The 19,178-nt window shown below is 38.9% G+C and carries 13 protein-coding genes; 9 read left to right on the plus strand and 4 right to left on the minus strand.

All coding sequences use genetic code 11. The features are described from left to right. Positions 1-124: 124 nt before the first annotated feature. Entirely contained in the window at positions 125-2,500 is a 2,376-nt protein-coding gene (locus AB657_RS14975; RefSeq protein ID WP_047247233.1) for a GAF domain-containing protein, read from the plus strand. Here AB657_RS14975 and AB657_RS14980 read toward each other — a convergent pair. Beyond that, complete coding sequence (locus AB657_RS14980) at positions 2,489-3,709, minus strand: Pycsar system effector family protein (protein WP_047247234.1); 1,221 nt, start codon at positions 3,707-3,709, stop codon at positions 2,489-2,491. The two genes, AB657_RS14975 and AB657_RS14980, sit on opposite strands and share 12 nt — an antisense overlap. 55 nt (positions 3,710-3,764) lie before the next feature. Here AB657_RS14980 and AB657_RS14985 point away from each other — a divergent pair, with 55 nt between their 5' ends. Then, entirely contained in the window at positions 3,765-7,478 is a 3,714-nt protein-coding gene (locus tag AB657_RS14985) for a metallophosphoesterase (RefSeq protein WP_047247235.1), read from the plus strand. Here AB657_RS14985 and AB657_RS14990 read toward each other — a convergent pair. After that, entirely contained in the window at positions 7,475-8,356 is an 882-nt protein-coding gene (locus AB657_RS14990; protein WP_047247236.1) for a hypothetical protein, read from the minus strand. The genes AB657_RS14985 and AB657_RS14990 overlap by 4 nt on opposite strands. 42 nt (positions 8,357-8,398) lie before the next feature. Beyond that, positions 8,399-9,757 carry a vanadium-dependent haloperoxidase gene (locus tag AB657_RS14995; protein WP_084696485.1) on the minus strand — a complete coding sequence of 453 codons (1,359 nt, stop codon included), beginning with the start codon at positions 9,755-9,757 and terminating at the stop codon, positions 8,399-8,401. A gap of 272 nt (positions 9,758-10,029) precedes the next feature. Here AB657_RS14995 and pgmB point away from each other — a divergent pair, with 272 nt between their 5' ends. Genes pgmB through AB657_RS15025 form a run of 6 tightly spaced genes read left to right on the plus strand, consistent with a single transcriptional unit; the run spans position 10,030 to position 17,441 of the window. Then, complete coding sequence (pgmB, locus tag AB657_RS15000) at positions 10,030-10,680, plus strand: beta-phosphoglucomutase (RefSeq protein WP_047247238.1); 651 nt, start codon at positions 10,030-10,032, stop codon at positions 10,678-10,680. Between the two features lie 56 nt (positions 10,681-10,736). Next, the gene (locus AB657_RS15005) at positions 10,737-13,052 is read left to right on the plus strand and encodes a glycoside hydrolase family 65 protein (protein ID WP_047247239.1); all 2,316 of its coding nucleotides are present in this window, start codon (positions 10,737-10,739) and stop codon (positions 13,050-13,052) included. 47 nt (positions 13,053-13,099) lie between these two features. Continuing rightward, entirely contained in the window at positions 13,100-14,869 is a 1,770-nt protein-coding gene (locus AB657_RS15010) for an alpha-amylase family glycosyl hydrolase (protein ID WP_047247240.1), read from the plus strand. A gap of 56 nt (positions 14,870-14,925) precedes the next feature. Next, a complete protein-coding gene (locus AB657_RS15015) occupies positions 14,926-15,615 on the plus strand; it encodes a glycerophosphodiester phosphodiesterase (protein ID WP_232304895.1) in 690 nt (229 codons plus the stop codon). After that, positions 15,615-16,895, plus strand: a complete 1,281-nt coding sequence (locus AB657_RS15020) for a BaiN/RdsA family NAD(P)/FAD-dependent oxidoreductase (protein WP_047247242.1) — start codon at positions 15,615-15,617, stop codon at positions 16,893-16,895. Before AB657_RS15015 ends, AB657_RS15020 begins: the two co-directional genes overlap by 1 nt. Further along, positions 16,896-17,441 (plus strand): DUF1697 domain-containing protein, encoded by a 546-nt coding sequence (locus AB657_RS15025; protein ID WP_047247243.1) that lies wholly within the window; start codon positions 16,896-16,898, stop codon positions 17,439-17,441. It abuts the gene before it with no gap. Here AB657_RS15025 and AB657_RS15030 read toward each other — a convergent pair. Next, entirely contained in the window at positions 17,438-17,911 is a 474-nt protein-coding gene (locus AB657_RS15030; protein WP_047247244.1) for a TspO/MBR family protein, read from the minus strand. The two genes, AB657_RS15025 and AB657_RS15030, sit on opposite strands and share 4 nt — an antisense overlap. A gap of 82 nt (positions 17,912-17,993) precedes the next feature. Between AB657_RS15030 and AB657_RS15035 the strand changes: the two genes are divergently transcribed. Further along, on the plus strand, positions 17,994-19,082 hold the full coding sequence (locus AB657_RS15035; RefSeq protein ID WP_047247245.1) for a diphosphomevalonate/mevalonate 3,5-bisphosphate decarboxylase family protein: 1,089 nt from the start codon (positions 17,994-17,996) through the stop codon (positions 19,080-19,082). Positions 19,083-19,178: the final 96 nt, after the last annotated feature.

The following is a 19,178-nucleotide window of genomic DNA, read 5'->3' on the forward strand; positions in this document are numbered from 1 at the left end:
CAAGGGGGCGGGGTCAAACAATTCGGTAAGAGGAGCGTTTATTAAGATGTACAAAGAGATGTTTAACTGCCGAGAGGCTATTTATTTTGTAATTTTACGCCCAAGAACACGACTGATATTGGGTATGAAAGTAGAGAAAGGTAAAGAGCTTCCATTGATGCAACTTATTAGCTTTAACAAGTTGTTGCAGAAGTATGAGGTGTTGGCCGAAAGTGACGATGAGTTCTTGGCCAGTAAAGCCCGTCGTATTTTGGCTGCGCAAGCACCATATCCAGAACTTCGGGAAGGGTTTACCGATATTTCTTTATTGGAGAAGCACAAAGATGTAATTCAGATTATTTTACAGGATGTTTTCTCGGAAGTACTTACGGATAATGAAATTAAGGCGGCTTCGCTTCCTTACAACGATGTCATCTTTAATTCCTCTAAACGGTTTAAGAGAATTTTGGAGCAGGCCGGGGGAAAGGATTTTGTTCTTGAAATGCGAAGCATGCCGCACGATGAGATGTATGTAATGGCCTGTGCCGTGATACTTAATTTCTATTATGGCTTTTCGTTAGATTTTAAACGCCCTATTTTTTACGATATACCTGACGCCAACGGTGTAATAAGACATTATCGTATTCTTTATAATGCCGATTTTATAGAGCTTGTGCCAACCGATAAGGCAAAGGAGCTTACTACCGAAGATTTGGACGAATTGTTGGCCAATTTTGATAATATCGATTTATGGAAAGAGAAAATTCCGCCCAATAGCTTTATCTCAAAAGGTTTTGTGATTTCTAACATGTTCGATGTATCTACAGAACATTCGATTTCGGAAATAAAATCGAGTTTGATCGCAAGTACAAAAAGAAACGATGAAGGGTTTATGGAAGGTCTTCAAGATACTTTTAGATCTTTTTTCAACCAAGCGAACCTTCGGGCAGGCTTCATGACCTATAATGAGAAAAACGATAGTTTTGAGCCTGTATATGGTGACGGTATGGACAGCTTTATTCTTAGAGATAAGGAAACGGCAAGCTGTAAAGAGATTCTTTGTGGATATTCTTATGAAAAATTGTTACAAAAGAACACTTATTTTGCCATATCGGATATTGAACATTACACAAAAAGATCTGATGCTCTGTTATATAAAAGGCTAAAAGAACAAGGTATTAAGAGCGCTATTTTTGCTCCTATTGCACATAATGAAGAATTGTTGGGTATCTTAGAACTGGTGTCTACCAAAAAGAACGCTCTGAACAGTGTCAATGCCAATAAGTTGGAAGATATTATGCCTTACATCGTATCTGCCGTGCTACGTTCAAAAACAGAAGAGGAAAATCTTATAGATGCAATTATACAGAATGAATGTACTTCGGTGCACGAATCTGTTTATTGGCGTTTTCAAGAAGAGGCCAAACGTTTTATAAAAGATGAACTTGATGGGATACAACCCACCTTTAAAGAAATTGTTTTTAAAGAAGTATATCCCTTGTATGGGCAAATAGATATCAAAAATTCTTCTAATGCCCGAAACGCGGCCATTCAGCGAGATTTGATGATTCAGCTCTCTGCGGCTAACAAGGTCTTGGGCCATGCTTGGCAAAAAAGAAAGTTGCCCATTTACGAAGAGTTAATGTTTAGGGTAAATGATCATATAGAGAGTATTAAAGACATACTCCACGCAAATAGTGAACAATCTATTTTTGATTTTATGGCCGATGAGGTCCATCCTATATTTTCGCATTTGAAAAAGATAGATCCCGAAATGCGAAATCTGATAATGGAGTATGAATCTTCTATAGACAAGGGAACGGACTCCTATTACGATCATAGAAGAAATTATGATGAAAGTGTAATGCTGATCAACAAACGGTTGGCGGCACTTATCGATAGAAAACAGCGAGATGCGCAGGCCATGTTTCCACATTATTTTGAGCGATATAAGACCGATGGCGTAGAACACAATATGTATATAGGGGACTCAATAGCTGGTGATTTGGAGTTTGAACCTATTTACTTGAACAACCTACGTTTATGGCAGTTACAGGTAATGTGCGAAATGGAAAATGCACACTATAAACTTAAGCCCGAATTACTGGTGCCTCTTGATGTGGCCTCATTGATACTGGTCTATAATACCTCTCTGTCGATTCGTTTTCGAATGGACGAGAAACGGTTCGATGTGGACGGCACCTATAATGCCCGTTACGAGGTTATCAAAAAACGAATAGACAAATCATTTATCAAGGGTACCAATGAAAGGCTTACCCAACCGGGTAAAATGACAATTGTTTATTCTCAGAAAAAGGACGAGTTAGAGTATCTGCGCTATATCAAGTTCTTAAAGTCAAAAGGGTATTTTACCGGTAAGGTAGAAATTGTTGAGCTAGAGGGCTTACAGGGCGTGTCTGGTCTTAAGGCCATACGTGCCGATATTCTGTATAAAAAGGTTGATAAGGCGGAGGAAAAGACCTATACCTTTGATGACCTTATGGAAACCTTAAAAGAGTAGCAACTGTGATATCAATGATTCTGCTTGCCTGTCGGCACCGTAAAGTTTAAAAGACACGGCGAAGGCGATTACAGAAAGTACCATCCCTATCATGAAAATGGTATAGGTCCATCGTAACAACCGATATTTTCTATTGAGTACAAGGCCCAGATAATAAAGGTCTTTGGTTAACGAACTGTATATGTAATCTTTGTCGGAAATCAACTCGTCGATCGCCCATTGGTAATCCGATAAGCTCATTTTATGAAAATTGCCGAAAAAGAGTAAGTTGACCTTTTTTTGCTTTACATCCTCTTTTGTAAACTCCCCACTGGTTACGTTAGGTCTGGTGGCCAATACGGCCAAGACCATAGATATTACACTGAACATTACAAAAATTACAGTAGGGTAAATTAAATAGTCATTTGACGGGTTGTCCAATTTTGGAATCAGATTTGACAAGGCCAAAGAGATGATAATGGCATTAACGGACAAAAGGATGTTTGCCTTGGTGTCGGCAATATCACTTAAGGTAATATGGTTTTTAAGGGTTACCCGAAACAGCGTTTGAATACCTCTATCGGGACTTTCACTTTTGTACTTGGCCTTAAGGGCTTCCTTTTTTTCTATTTCCTTAATGTTTTTTTTCTCCTTGATCAGCCTTTTAATATTCTTTTCCTTTTCTTTTTGCCAATTTTCCTTTGCATAATCTGTATAATATCTATGTTGGGATCCCAACATTTTAATGTTGATGTTGATCCATTCTTTTAAGCTGTAATCGGCTATATTCAATAAACGCAGCTCTTCCCGCAAGAAATCGGAGGTTTCTAAATAACTTTTTTGGGCAAAGTGCGATGCGTCGGCATCTCTAAGTATTTTCTCTTGTAGTGTATCGGGTTGGGCATCTTTGGCCGTTGCCATAATACATTCGTTCACCTTGGCAATTAACTTGGGGTCGTATTTTTGTTCATTTAAAAAAGAAGTGGCAATTTTACAACTGTTTTTTTCATGGTTTTTAGAGCCCATGGTATAGCCCGTATCGTGCAGCCAAGCAGCAAGTTGTAAGACTTCTGACTCTTGTTCCGACAACTCATATGCATTAGATAATTCTTTAGTACTTTTGACAACCCGCTGAGTATGCCTTAGGTTATGGTATAAATAATCGGGACTGAGTTTTTCCGATAAAAGTGCTACTACGTAGTTCTCGGTTTTCTGAAGAATATCAGGCATAGGAAAATGGGTTAGAAAGGCCAAATTACGAAATTTTGAATATTAGGGCATTTACATGAAAAAATATTACTCCTATATTTTATTAATTTTATTTTTTAGCGGGTGTGCAACGTATAAAAGTAAATATGCGGATGATGGCGATGCCGTTGATGTCGCTAACAAAAAAGAGGTGTTGCATACCTTTTACCTTATCGGCGACGCTGGTCTTTCCCCTATAGGAGATATGAACCCTGTTTTAAAGAGCTTTAAGAGAAGACTTGATGAGGCCGATAAAAATAGCACCGCTATATTTCTTGGGGATAATATTTACCCGGCAGGTTTTCCAGATCCCAAAGATTCTACCGTTGCCTATTTAACGGCCAAGAACCATTTAGATGCTCAATTGAATACATTGACGGGCTTTAAAGGATCTAAGTTATTTATTCCAGGTAATCACGATTGGTATACCGATGGTTTACAAGGTCTTAAGCGAGAGCAGAAATATATACAGAAAATACTGGACGATAAAGATGCCTTTTTGCCTAAAAATGGCTGCCCCATTGATGTGGTGGAGGTTAACGACGATATAGCTATTATTGTTTTGGATACAGAATGGTATTTGACCAATTGGAACAAAAAACCGGGTATCAACGATAAATGTGATATAAAAAGTAGGGAAAAGTTTTTTTTGGAACTGGAAGATGCCATAAAGGACCATCGCGAAAAAACGACGATTATAGCCATGCACCATCCTATGAGCAGTTATGGCATTCATGGCGGGCAATATTCTTTAAGAAAACAATTGTATCCGAAAGAGTTGCCGATACCGTTACCAGTATTGGGAACGTTTATAAATGTTCTTAGAAAAACCACCGGGGCATCGACCGAAGATTTGCAGAACAAAAGATATTTGGAATTGATAAAAAGGGTAACCACTTTGTCCCAATCTTCAGATAAGATAGTTTTTGCTTCGGGGCACGAACATACGTTGCAGTATATAGAAGAGAACAATATACCTCAAATTGTTAGTGGGGCCGGATCAAAAGAGGGAAGTACGAGGCTGTTGAACGGTTCCCGTTTTTCTACAGGAAGAAGAGGGTACGCTACCTTAGAAGTATACAAAGACGGTTCTTCAAGAGTGCGGTTTTATGGAATAGATGAAAAAGGAGAAGAGGTTTTTCTTTTTACATCCGAAGTTTTGTCGCCAGATGCGCAAGAACCCGATGGGGTTTATACCAATACCTTTCCAGATAAAGTAAAGGCATCTGTTTACTCCAAGGAAGCAGTGGATAAAACAGGTTTTTTTAAGGCCATTTGGGGAGATCGTTATAGAAAATATTACGGTAAGGAAGTAACGGCACCAGTTGTATTGTTAGATACTTTGTATGGTGGGCTTACTCCTGTAAAAAAAGGGGGAGGGCATCAATCAAAATCGTTGAGGTTGCGAGATGCCAGTGGAAAAGAGTATGTTATGAGGGCACTGAAAAAGAGCGCGGAGCTCTATTTGCAGTCAATGGCCTTTAAGGATCAATACGTTCTAGAAGACCTACAGGAAACCTATACACAAGAGTTGTTGGAAGATTTTTATACAGGTTCGCATCCGTACGCCCCGTTTACGGTCGGTAAACTTTCCGATGCGGTCGGAATCTACCACACCAATCCAGTACTTTACTATGTTCCCAAGCAAAAGGCTCTTGGTAAGTATAACGATGTTTTTGGAGATGAGCTATATATGATAGAGGAACATGCAGGTGATGGTCATGGAGATTTAAAGAGTTTTGGTTATTCCAATGAGTTGAAGAGTTCCGATGCCATGCTAGAAAATTTAAGGGACGATGAAAAATATGCGGTAGACGCCCAAGCCTACATAAGAGCCAGGTTGTTCGATATGATAATTGGTGATTGGGACCGCCATGTAGATCAATGGCGTTGGGCGGAGTTCAAAGAAAATAAAAAGGTCATATATAGACCGGTGCCAAGGGATCGTGATCAGGTATTTTCTAAAATGGGAGATGGCCTACTTATGGGGCTGGCAACGAGAATAATTCCGGGCCTACGTTTAATGGAGGGGTTTAAAGAAGAAATAAGGAGTGTAAAAGGATTTAATTCATCACCAAAGACATATGCGTTAGATTTGGCCTTGCTGTCCCAGACCGCAAAGGAGGAATGGATGGAACAAGCCTCTTTCTTAAGGGAAAATTTGGACGAGAAGGCAATAGACGAAGCCTTAAAAATGTTTCCGGAAGAAGTAAGGGATGAAGAAGGTATAGGGGAAATAAAAAAGATTTTGCTTGCCAGGGCCAGCCATATAGAGGAGACCGCGAACGAGTACTTTGATATTTTAAACAAATTTGCCACGGTAATAGGTACTGATAAGGACGACTGGTTCGAGGTTACACGTTTAGATGATGAAAGGACAGAGGTGAAGGTCTATAGAATTATAAAAGGGGAAAAGAAGAGGCTGTTTTTTAGCAAGATTTTTTACCGATCCATTACAAAGGAAATCTGGATTTACGGTTTGGACGATGATGATGTTTTCGAAGTTAAAAATGAAGCAGGCCATAAGGGGATGAAAGTACGCATCATAGGAGGACAAAATAACGATGTGTATACCATTGAAAATGGTAAAGGCGTGGTGGTTTATGATTATAAGAGCAAGAAAAACACCTTTGATAAGGTTGAGGGGGCCAAGGTAAGGCTAACGGATGACTATGGTGTAAACACGTATGATCCGTTGAACATTAGAAGCAGTACAAACCAAGCCTTGCCTACCATAGGGTTTAACCCCGACGATGGTATTAAGATAGGTTTTATGGATACCTATACTTATAATGGTTTTAGGCAAAATCCTTTTACCCAACAACATACATTGAAGGCTTCTTATTATTTTGCGACCAGTGGTGTAGAACTCGAGTATAAGGGAGAGTTGGCCAATTTGTTCGAAAACTGGAACCTAGAGTTAAAAACCAGATTTACCACTCCGAATTTTGCGATCAATTTTTTTGGATATGGAAATAATACCGAAAACAATGACGATGAACTGGGCATGGATTACAATAGGGTCCGTATTCAAAATTTTGAAGTATCCCCGTCATTGGTTTGGAGAAGCCAAATGGGAGCAAAGTTCAGAACAGGAATTTCATATGAAACTATCGAGGTAGAGGAAACGGATAACAGGTTTATAAACACTTTTTACCAAGAAAATGGGGCAGAAACGGTAAACAGTTTCATTGGGGTACATGGTGAGTATACGTACGAAAACTATGATAATACCGGTTTTCCGACGATGGGAATGGCTACTGCCATTGAGGTAGGTTATAAAAATAATACCAACGGCGATGGTAAAAGTTTTGGTTACCTTGTTCCCAGTCTATCTTTTAATTATAAGTTGATACCTAACGGACGTCTGGTATTGGCTACCAAATGGAAAGGGCATTTGAACATAGGAAATGGGTATGAATTTTACCAAGCTGCAAGTATAGGGGGGATAGATGGATTAAGAGGATTTAGAAACCAAAGGTTTACAGGTAAAACCGCTTACTATCAGAACACGGATATAAGATATAGCCTAAGAAGAATGAAAACTAGGATCTTGCCAACATCAATGGGGCTTTTTGCCGGTTTCGATTATGGTAAGGTATGGTCTCCGTTAATCGAATCGAATGAGTGGCATACCTCATATGGGGGAGGGTTCTTTATAAACGGTTCTGATATTTTGTCTGTTAATCTTGCCTTGTTCAACAGTGTGGACGGAGCAAGATTCACTTTTGGTCTGGGCTTTGCTTTTTAGTTCTCTTTAGGGAGGTTATAATAATAGAGATTGCCACCTCTGCCGTGCGAGCGTTCATCGGATAACAATAAAGTGTTTTCGTTCATAAAGAATACCGATTCTAGTTGTGTTCTAGTGCCTAGGTCAATTTCTTCAATTTTTCCTTTGGTGAAATCGTCCCATGAAAATTCTGAAAAAACAAAAAGCTTTCCATAGCTGAGAGCCACAATTCTGTCACCTTTTGGAGAAATGTCCATACCTGTGATCTGGCATGTTTTCCATGTGTTGCATAGTTTTAGGCGAGATATCAATTTGGCTTCGTAAGACCCTTCAGAATCAGGCACGGTGTATACCAATGCCTCGCCCGTAAAAGGGTTTGAACGGTTTTTTGTAATAATATAAAGTTGGCTGCCATGATGAAAAAGAGCTTCTGCATCATAAAGTCTTTCAGCTTTGTGGGGAGGAAACTCTGTTTGTTCCGGGTAGCTGAAGGTTATTTTCTCTGCATCTATTTTGTCTCCCGGTTCAATTTCAGGATTGGGGACCTTATAAATGGTAAGGCGCTTCCGTTCATTAGCGTTGTTTCCTATATCGCCTATATAAACATTGCCTTGGTCGTCTTTCGCTAAATCTTCCCAATCCTTGTTTTTTGCGTTTTTTACTTTTAAGGTCTTAACGATTTTTCCATGGAAATCAACCTTGTAAATTTCGTCTTTGTTTCCACTATCTTCAATAAGCCAAACTGTAGAGTCCTTGAGGCTTACCATGCCAGAATTCTCCTTTAAACTCTTGGGTAGGTCCGTAATTACCTTAAGTTGCCCATAGTTGTTACAAGATATCGCCGTTGTAATGAATAGGAACAAATAGGTTTTGAGCCATAAATTGGTTTTTAAGATCATACAAGTGCCATGTGCTTAATGTTATGAACAAGAAGATAATATTTACTCGGTGGTAACTACTTGGTCATTTTTCAACATTTTAATTTTTTTGTTTAGGTAGGCGCCAACATTTTTGCCTTGGTCAACACCTACTTCTACTGCGGAGCGGTAATGGATTCCTCCATACATTCTACTAAAAGCAGCTTCTTTGGCAGCTTCGTTAAAAGATGGGAAAGATCGTACCGGAAGCCCATATGGTAATTCGGTATCGTCGTCAAAAGCAAATCCGTCACCAAAAATATCTGTCAATGCTGTACTGGCGGCACCTGATACTACACTATGACCACTTGTGTATTCTGGAAAAGGAGGGGTTTGTAATATGGGTACCCAGTCTTCATCAATATGTAAATTGATCAACGTTTCTGGTCTAATAAGGTTGCTTCTATATTTTTCGTCCCAACAGCTAATAAAAGCATCTGCAATGGCCATCGATGTTTTTGTATAGGCAAATACGGTTTTTGCAAAATCGCTACCGGTTTTTTTACAAGCTATTTTTGTAATACCGATCCAATGGGCACCCGGTGTAATTTTTTTGGTAGCGAACATTAGATGTCCCCTCGTTACGGACACATAAGGGTTACAGTCCCAGAATTTGGCCATTGCCACTTCTTCCGATTCATCGCCATTAGCGGTAATTCTGTTACTAATGTCATAGATTTCTTTGACCTCTTTGTAAAAGTCGGAACCTTCTTCCATAGAAAAAGGAGGAGGGGGAACAGGTTTAAATTGAGATGCCGAATCCAAGAAAAAAGGTCTGATCTTGTCCCAATGGGGTTCAATGCCGTCCATGTATGCCGGTGGTGTGGGTTGCCATCTAGCTGGGTCATTGGTGTCCACCGTAAATTTGGGCATGGTGCGGGTCTCGTTATATTTATCGTTGTTCATCCATTTTTTTATGTGTTCGGCAACCTTTGTACCGTAAGCCATGGATGCTTCAAATTCTTTTTCGTTGGTAGATTTCCACTTATTAAAAAGGCTATCTTGAAATACGTTAAACTTGTCCTCAGAGAAAATAAGTTGCTTACTAATGTTCATATGGGCTATGATGGCCGCTAAATTTGGGTTTACACCTGCAATCGAATCTAGTTTTGGAATCGGGGTAAGTTCATTCACTTGTCCGGCCAAAGATTGGTATTCAGGATTCACCTGTGCCACAATTTCGTAAGCCGCAATATTTGGATAGGCAAATATTCTACTTGCCACTGGTGGAGAGAATATATCATGGACCATAATATCCACGACCTTATCAATAGAGGTATGCAGGTCTTCGGGGGTTACAATGATCGGTTCTTCTTTCGTTGTCGTTTCGGCACATGAAAATACAATAAACAGAAGTATTAAAACTGAAATTCGTTTAAACATATCTTGTGGTTTTATTTTCATCCTAGGTGGTTGGAATTATAACAGAAGAAACAAAATTACATTATTTTACCTGCGATTCAAGGCTTTACCGTTAAATATGGAATTAACTTAAACATATTAAACTTTCGTTAAGTTTCATTAATGTTTTCTTGGGGAATTTTGGGCGTTTGGCAAGCCGTTAACGTAAAAGGGCGATAAGGTGTAAGTTATGCCAAGTATTTCAGCTATTCGGGTGGTATATAGATCCACTATCAATTAGTACTTTTGTTGGTATGGGAAAAAAAGGATTTGTATTTGATTTAGACGGGGTAATAGTAGATACGGCCAAGTACCATTATCTGGCTTGGAAAAAATTGGCCGGTGAATTGGGGTTTGTGTTTACCGAAGAGCAAAATGAACTGTTTAAGGGTGTAAGTAGAAAAAGATGTCTTGAAATTTTACTAGAGATCGGAAACATAAAGGCCAACCAAGAACAATTCGATAAATGGATGAAGGAGAAAAATGAAGATTACTTGGCCTACATAGAAAAGATGGGCAAATCGGAAATTTTGCCCGATGTACCAAGGGTGCTTTCATTTCTTAAGAATAGGAACGTTAAGATCGCTTTAGGCTCTGCCAGTAAAAATGCCCGTACAATTTTAGAAAAAGTAGAATTGCTCCCTTATTTTGACAGCATTGTTGATGGCAACGATGTGTCAAAGGCGAAGCCCGACCCCCAAGTATTTTTGATAGCGGCCAAGAACTTACATGTAGATCCTATGGATTGCGTGGTTTTTGAGGATGCTGTGGCCGGTATTCAAGCGGCAAATAATGCAAAAATGGTAAGTATTGGAATCGGCGATAGTGATATTCTTAACGAAGCCAAATATAATTTCAATGATTTTACCGAAATTGGAGATGATTTTTTAGAATCACTTCTGTAATAATGCCCAAAGGCATTACTTTAAGGGACCGATTAAATTTGAACATCAGATAATAAATGAATCAAGACTATATAAAAGCGAACAAATGGTCCATTATAGAAGAAGGCTTTGATACCGATAGGGTAAAATCTTCCGAAAGCCTTTTTAGTCTAGGAAACGGTGCCATGGGGCAACGCGCCAATTTTGAGGAAACATATACGGGGCCGTCATTTCAAGGTAGTTATATAGCCGGGGTCTATTATCCCGATAAAACCCGGGTAGGGTGGTGGAAAAACGGATACCCCGAGTACTTTGCCAAAGTTTTGAACGCACCTAATTGGATCGGTATAAAGCTTTTTGTGAACGATACCGAGTTAGATTTGGCTACCTGTAAAAAGGTATCGGATTTTAGACGTGAACTCGATATGAAAGAAGGTTGGTATAAACGTAGTTTCAATGCCTTGCTTCCTAACAACGTGGAAATATCTGTAGAAGTAGTAAGGTTCTTGAGCCTATATTTAGACGAGGTTGGGGCCATTTCTTATAAAGTACATGTATTAAATACGGATGCTACGGTGGTTTTTGAGCCCTATCTGGATAGTGGTATTACCAATGAGGATAGTAATTGGGACGATAAATTTTGGAATACGACCCATATGGCTACAGCAGAAAACCGTGCTTTTATAGAGGCCCATACCATGAAGACCAATTTTAGCACATGTACCTTTATGCAGGCTTCTTTGGATTATAACGGACAAAGTATAAAAGGTACTTTCGGTACAGGTTCTGAAACATATGTTTCAATGAGCTTTTCTCAAAAGGTCAAGGCCGGAGAAGAGCTTACATTAACAAAATTCGGAGGGTATACCGTATCTAGAAACCATCCGGAAAATAAGTTGATAGATGCCGCCAATAAAGCTTTGGATAAGGCATCGACCATGGGTTTTGAACAATTGTTGCAGAAACAAAAAGAAGCATGGGCATCTATATGGGAAATGAGCGATATCGTCATTGAAGGCGATATAAAGGCCCAGCAAGGTATCCGATTTAATATTTTTCAGCTCAACCAAACGTATTTGGGTACCGATTCTCGATTAAATATTGGTCCCAAAGGTTTTACGGGAGAAAAGTATGGCGGTAGTACCTATTGGGATACGGAGGCCTATTGCATTCCATTTTACATGGCGACCAAAGACGAGAAGGTTGCCAGAAATCTGTTAAAGTACAGGTACAATCATCTGGGTAAAGCTATTGAAAATGCTGAAAAATTAGGATTTTCAAATGGTGCGGCATTATATCCTATGGTAACCATGAACGGGGAGGAGTGCCATAATGAGTGGGAAATTACCTTTGAGGAAATCCATAGAAACGGAGCTATTGTCTTTGCTATCTATAATTATTATAGATATACCGGTGATTATAGCTATATACCTGAGATGGGGTTGGAAGTATTGATCGGTATAGCAAGATTTTGGTATCAACGGGCCAATTTCTCTACCAGTAAGGGTAAATATATGATACTGGGCGTTACGGGCCCTAATGAATACGAGAACAATGTAAATAATAACTGGTACACTAATTATTTGGCCCAATGGTGTATTCGTTTTACGATAGAACAGATTAAAAAAGTTAAAGAAGGGTATCCAAAAGATTATAACAGGGTATTGGGGAAAACAAATCTTACCCATAAAGAATGTGACGAATGGGAAAAAGTAGCGGACAATATGTATTTTCCTTATTCAGAGGAGCACGGAGTCTTTTTGCAACAAGACGGATTTTTGGATAAAGAGTTGGTTCGTGTTAGTGATTTGAAAAAAGACCAACGTCCCATAAACCAAAAATGGAGCTGGGACCGCATATTACGGTCGCCCTACATTAAGCAGGCCGATGTTCTTCAAGGCTTTTATTTCTTCGAGGAAAATTTTTCTACCGAAGATTTAGAAAAACACTTTGATTTTTATGAGCCTTTTACGGTGCATGAGTCTTCGTTATCACCTTGTGTGCATAGTATTTTGGCTGCAAAATTGGGTAGGATGGAACAAGCGTACCAATTTTATTTAAGAACATCTAGATTGGATCTAGATGATTATAACAAAGAAGTGGAAGAGGGGTTGCATATAACGTCTATGGTCGGTACTTGGATGAGCATTGTCGAAGGTTTTGGAGGTATGCGGGTCATTAAGGGCATGTTGTCATTTGAACCACGCATTCCAAAACAATGGGAGCTATATTCATTTAAGGTAAACTTCAGAAACAGGATAATTAAGGTTACGGTGTCGTCCAATGAACTAATGTTCGAGTTGACCGGAAAAGAGGAAATCGATATAAGAGTAGTAGGCAAAGAGGTGAAATTGACACCGAATAAGCCAGTGGGTATAGAGGTAAAACATTAAATTAACAAAAGATAATCGTGTTTTTTACGAATTAGGATTAATGGAATATGAACAGTAAAATAGTTGTTTACCATGTCTTTACAAGACTTTTTGGTAACACGAATACCTCCAATAAACCTTGGGGGACCATTGAGGAAAACGGAGTAGGTAAATTTGCCGATTTTTCTGATAAGGCTTTGTCGGAAATAAAGGATTTGGGAGTAACCCATATTTGGTATACAGGGGTGCTCCATCATGCGGTAATAAGGGATTATACGGCATATGGTATTTCTAATGACGATCCAAATATAGTGAAGGGCAGGGCGGGTTCTCCCTATGCCGTTAAAGATTATTACAACGTAAATCCTGATTTGGCCATCGATCCGGCCAACAGGTTGGAAGAGTTCAAGGCCTTGATAGATAGAACTCATGAACAAGGCATGAAAGTTATTATAGATATTGTTCCCAATCATGTGTCAAGGGCCTATGAGAGTATTACAAATCCAAAAGGAGGCAAAAGTTTTGGTGCTGACGATGATGTTACCGTTACCTATAAAAAAAACAATAACTTTTATTATATACCTGGATCCGATTTTGAAGTGCCGGACTGGCAAGAAGGTTATAAGCCTTTAGGGGGAGAAGAAAATGAAACCATTGGCACTTTCATAGAAAAACCTGCCAAATGGACCGGTAATGGATCTAGAAGCCCCAAGCCCAATATGAACGATTGGTACGAGACCGTGCGGGTAAATTATGGCGTAAGACCAGATGGTAGTGTCGATTTTGACTTGCTTCCGCATGATTTTGGAGAAAGGGATTATGAAGAACATTTTAAATTTTGGAAACACAAAGACGTACCGGATTCTTGGGTCAAGTTTAAGAACATTGCCCTGTACTGGTTAGATTTTGGAGTTGATGGATTTAGGTATGATATGGCAGAGATGGTGCCTGTAGAGTTTTGGAGTTATATGAACTCTTCCATCAAAATGAAAAATAAGGAAGCCTTTCTAATGGCAGAGGTGTATAACCCAGATTTGTATAGAACCTATATTCATAAGGGTAAGATGGATTATCTATATGATAAAGTGGATTTTTACGACGGGTTAAAACATATTATGAAGGGCTATGGCTGGTCCGATCATATTCCTGTAGTACAAAAAGGACTGCAAGATATAGAACACCATATGCTCCATTTTTTAGAAAATCATGACGAGCAGCGTATTGCCAGTCCCGAGTTTGTGGGCAATGCCGAAATTGCAAAACCTGCGATGGTGGTGTCGGCGACCATAAGCACGTCTCCTACCATGATATATTTTGGTCAGGAAGTAGGGGAGCCCGCAGCTGAAGATGCGGGATTTGGAAGTGCTTCTAGAACATCTATCTTCGATTATATAGGAGTACCCCATTTTCAAAGATGGGTAAACAATAAAAAGTTTGATGGGGGCCAATTAAGCAAGGAAGAGAAGTCCTTAAGGCATTTTTACAAAAAATTGTTGAACTTTACCAATAACAGTAAAGCCTTGATGGGCCATTATCGTGAAATCCATTTTTATAATAAAGAACTTACCGAGAACTATAATCACAGGGTACTGTCGTTTGTGCGTTGGTCCAAAGATCAAAAATTGATAATTGTCGTTAATTTTGATGTGCATGAGTCTTTCTCTTTTGATCTAAAATTACCGGTAGACCTTATAGAAGAATGGAGAATGAAGGAAGGTCCATATAAGTTGTTAGATGCTCTTTACGGTGCAGAAAATGAGTTGAACATAATAAATAGGGAAGGTCATGTGGCGGTTGACCTAGCCCCGTTACAATCGTATATTTTTGAAATTTATTGAATATGAAAAAAACTTTATTAGTATTGGGTATCACCATATTGTTAATCTCATGTAATATGAAACAACCATTAGTTATAGGACACCGAGGAGCCATGGGGCACGAAACGGAAAATACATTGGCATCTGTTCAAAAGGCAATGGATTTAGGGGTAGATATGATAGAAATTGATGTTTTTAAGGTGAAAAGTGGTGAAATTGTGGTTTTTCATGATGAAACAGTTGATAGGCTCACCAATGGTCCGGGAAAGATTGAAGAATATAATTATGTAGACTTGCTACAACTGACCCTTGATGGAGGACATAAGATACCTATGCTCCAAGAAGTCTTAAAGCTCATAGACAACAAAGTGGCCCTAAATATTGAACTAAAGGGGGGCGGTACGGCCGACAGGGTAAACCACGCCATGAATTATTATATAGAAAAAAAGGGATGGTCGAAAGATAATTTTGTAATATCCAGCTTTGATTGGGATGAGCTCAAAGAAATGAGAAAAATCAATTCTGATGTTAAAATAGCGGTCCTTACAGAAGACGATCCAATAGATGCCATACCCATAGCTAAAGAATTGAACGCCGTGGCCATTAATCCCTATTTCAAAAAACTTGATTTGGAAACGGCCGACCAAATAAAAAAGGAAGGATTAAAAATTTATGTTTGGACGGTAAATGAACCTGAAGACATTGAAGCGATGAAAGATATTGGGGTAGACGGTATTATTACCAATTATCCCGAAAGAGTAAATTAATGTACGACGTTATTGTTGTTGGCGGGGGCGCTGCAGGCTTTTTCTCGGCCATCCAGATTGCGGCCCAAAGACCATCGTCAAAAATTGCAATTCTAGAAAGGGGCAAAGAAGTTCTTACAAAAGTAAAGGTTTCGGGGGGCGGAAGATGTAATGTAACCCATGCAGAATTCGACCCAAAGGCGTTGGTGTCCAATTATCCACGTGGAGAAAAAGAGCTCTTAGGGCCTTTTCACCAGTTTAGTAGTGGCGATACCGTAGATTTTTTTGAAAAAAAGGGAGTAAGCCTAAAAATCGAAGAGGATGGTAGAATGTTTCCCGTTACCGATTCCTCACAAACAATTATAGATTGTTTTACCGACGAGGCCGAACGTTTAGGAGTACAGGTTTTTAAGTTGTGTTCCGTCACCGGTATAGAACGTTCGAACAACAATGGCAACAATATTTGGCAGATAAAAACGACTAAAGATGTTTTTAGTTCCAAAAAACTATTGTTGGCAACGGGCAGTAACCCTAAAATATGGGAAATGTTGGGCCAAATGGGGCATACGATTGTACCGCCCGTACCCTCCTTGTTTACTTTTAATATAAATGACGAAAGAATCAATAAGATTCCAGGTATAAGTACATATGCCGAAGTTTCTATCTTGGACAAAAATAAATCCCGAAGAAATTTTAAGAACGGGTCAAATGTCCAAGGAGTTCTTTTCTCCGATGGGCCACTTTTAATAACCCACTGGGGTATGAGCGGACCGGCCATATTAAAATTGTCGGCTTGGGGAGCTAGGCTGTTGGAGTCATATAACTATCAATTTAAAATTAAAGTGAATTGGGTACCAGAGTACCACCAAGAAGGGCTTTTGCAATTATTTTTAAAAATAAAGCAGGAAGAAAAAAAAACCATTCTAAGAACAAAGGCCGTAGACCTTCCAAAAAGGTTATGGGGTAATTTAGTGAGGGCTGCTGATATAAATGACACCCTTACTTGGCCAGAAGCAAGTAAGGATCAGCTAATAAGGTTGGCTTCGGAGTTGACCAATTGTGTTTTTATTGTAAACGGAAAAAGCACCTTTAAGGAAGAATTTGTTACCGCGGGCGGTGTTGATTTAAAGGAAATCAATTTTAAGACTTTTGAAAGCAAAATTCTAGGTGGCCTATATTTAGCGGGTGAAATTATTAATGTAGATGCCATTACCGGGGGGTTCAATTTTCAAAATGCATGGACCAGTGGCTACCTATCGGCAAGGGGTATCGTAAATAGTTTGAACAATACTTCGTTGTAGATGAAAAGGTATATCGGTTTTTTGAGGGGAATAAATGTGGGAGGGCAGAAAAAAGTTCCGATGTCCGAGCTGCGAACACTATTAATGGGGGTTGGCCTACAAAATGTAAAAACATACATTCAGAGCGGTAATGTTGTTTTTGACAGCAATGCTGGCTCCATTGAGGAACTGAATGCTTTAATGGGCAAATCTATATTTGATAGGTATGGGTTTAAGGTTCCGGTACTGTTAAAATCGGTTTCAGAGGTTGTGGATATCTTGGCGCAGAATCCTTATAATGATCAAGAAGATATAAGTGCCAATAAGGTGTATTTTGTGCTGCTTTTTGCAGAACCCACAAAAGAGGCTATGATTGTATTGGAAAAAGGAGAGTATGGCAACGAAGAATTTAAGGTTGCAAAAAACTGTGTTTATCTGTGTTGTGGACAGGGATATGGAAAGGCAAAATTGAACAATAATTTAGTGGAGCGTAAACTACAGGTAAAAGCCACTACAAGAAATTATAGAACTATGGCCAAAATGGCGGGCCTAGCTGAGGAGCTTTAATTTAGTTCCCAAATTTTATAGTTCAGAAGTGTCGCAAAGCACACCCATATTAAATAGGGAATTAAAAGAAGGGCCGCTAATTTGCTTACTACTTTAAACCATTTTATAGTTAACAAAAGCATGGTCAATAGCCCAAGTATGACCAATAATGCCCAAAATGGAGATTTAAGGCCAAAGAAAACAATACTCCATAGGGCATTTAAAAGAAGTTGAAATCCAAAATGATAGAGGGCCGTTTTTACCCATTTATGGTGAAATCCTTTTGCCCATACCAAACCTGCAGAAATACCCATGAGAATATAAAGCATGGTCCATACAGGTGCAAATAACCAGTTTGGAGGGTTAAAGTTGGGTTTGTTCAAGGTTAGATACCAGTCGTTGACAGAACTTTGGGTAACAATACTAGATAGAAAGCCAATAATTAGGCAGGTAATAACACATACGGAAATATAGGTTATTTTCTTTTTCAATGCTTTATTGTTTATTCTCTAAAATAACGATTTATTTTAATTGGTGTTGCTAAAAACTATCTTTGTACCAAACAATGTATGAATGACCGAGAAAGATTTTATCCTTTCAGGATATCAAGATTTAAAGAAAGAAGGAAAGGTAGGTTATAAATCTCCAAGTAATATTGCTTTGATAAAATATTGGGGAAAGCGTGCAGATCAGATTCCGGCCAATCCTTCGGTCAGTTTTACATTGGATGCATGTGCGACTCAAACTACCATGTCGTTTGAACGGCTTGGAAAACCAACCGAAAAATTCTCGTTCGAACTATATTTTGAAGGAGAGCCCAAACCGGATTTTAAACCCAAGATCGAAACCTTTTTTAATAGAATATCTCTGTATGTGCCTTTTCTTAAAGAATATCATTTCGTGATCAATACCGGTAATTCATTTCCCCATAGTAGCGGTATAGCGTCTTCCGCTAGTGGAATGTCTGCTTTGGCCTTGTGCATAATGGAGATAGAAAGGGAGCATCATCCAGAAATGGACGATGATTTTTTTCTTAAAAAAGCTTCTTTTTTAGCCCGTTTGGGTTCTGGTAGTGCTTGTAGAAGCATTGAAGGTAGTATAGTGCAATGGGGAGAACATAAGGGTATTGCCGATAGTACAGATTTGTACGGTATAAAATACTCCCGTGAAGTACACCCAGTTTTTAACAACTATCATGACACTATATTACTGGTAGATAAAGGAGAAAAACAGGTGAGTAGTACGGTAGGGCATAATTTAATGCACGACCATCCGTTTGCGGCCCAACGTTTTGAGCAAGCGCATCGTAATTTAGAACAACTGATGAATGCCTTTAAGATAGGAGACTTGGATGGGTTTGTCAAAATAGTAGAAAGTGAAGCCTTGACATTGCACGCCATGATGATGACGAGCATGCCCTATTTTATATTGATGAAGCCGAATACTTTGGAGATTATTAATAAAATATGGGCTTTTAGGGAAACCTCGAAGACACATGTGTGCTTTACTTTGGATGCAGGGGCCAACGTACACGTGCTATATCCGGAAAATGAAAAGGAAATAGTTCATCAATTTATTAAGGATGAGTTGGTTGTATACTGTCAAAACCAACAGTATATTTGCGACCGAATTGGATTTGGAGCAAAAAAGTTAACGGTATAATTATATACTTAAGACTTGTATATTACGTTTTTGAAGTAATCTTTTAATCAAAAAGCATAACTATTTAAGGTAAAAATTGTAAAATTTGCACCTTTG

Source organism: Maribacter thermophilus, from assembly GCF_001020565.1.
GTDB classification, from domain to species: Bacteria; Bacteroidota; Bacteroidia; order Flavobacteriales; family Flavobacteriaceae; genus Maribacter; species Maribacter thermophilus.

What these genes read in the sequence shown, in the direction of transcription:
- AB657_RS14975 (WP_047247233.1), top strand. Translation starts at nt 125, where the DNA reads ATGAAAGTAGAGAAAGGTAAAGAGCTTCCATTGATGCAACTTATTAGC.
- AB657_RS14980 (WP_047247234.1), bottom strand. Translation starts at nt 3,709, where the DNA reads ATGCCTGATATTCTTCAGAAAACCGAGAACTACGTAGTAGCACTTTTA.
- AB657_RS14985 (WP_047247235.1), top strand. Translation starts at nt 3,765, where the DNA reads ATGAAAAAATATTACTCCTATATTTTATTAATTTTATTTTTTAGCGGG.
- AB657_RS14990 (WP_047247236.1), bottom strand. Translation starts at nt 8,356, where the DNA reads ATGATCTTAAAAACCAATTTATGGCTCAAAACCTATTTGTTCCTATTC.
- AB657_RS14995 (WP_084696485.1), bottom strand. Translation starts at nt 9,757, where the DNA reads ATGTTTAAACGAATTTCAGTTTTAATACTTCTGTTTATTGTATTTTCA.
- pgmB (WP_047247238.1), top strand. Translation starts at nt 10,030, where the DNA reads ATGGGAAAAAAAGGATTTGTATTTGATTTAGACGGGGTAATAGTAGAT.
- AB657_RS15005 (WP_047247239.1), top strand. Translation starts at nt 10,737, where the DNA reads ATGAATCAAGACTATATAAAAGCGAACAAATGGTCCATTATAGAAGAA.
- AB657_RS15010 (WP_047247240.1), top strand. Translation starts at nt 13,100, where the DNA reads ATGAACAGTAAAATAGTTGTTTACCATGTCTTTACAAGACTTTTTGGT.
- AB657_RS15015 (WP_232304895.1), top strand. Translation starts at nt 14,926, where the DNA reads ATGAAACAACCATTAGTTATAGGACACCGAGGAGCCATGGGGCACGAA.
- AB657_RS15020 (WP_047247242.1), top strand. Translation starts at nt 15,615, where the DNA reads ATGTACGACGTTATTGTTGTTGGCGGGGGCGCTGCAGGCTTTTTCTCG.
- AB657_RS15025 (WP_047247243.1), top strand. Translation starts at nt 16,896, where the DNA reads ATGAAAAGGTATATCGGTTTTTTGAGGGGAATAAATGTGGGAGGGCAG.
- AB657_RS15035 (WP_047247245.1), top strand. Translation starts at nt 17,994, where the DNA reads ATGACCGAGAAAGATTTTATCCTTTCAGGATATCAAGATTTAAAGAAA.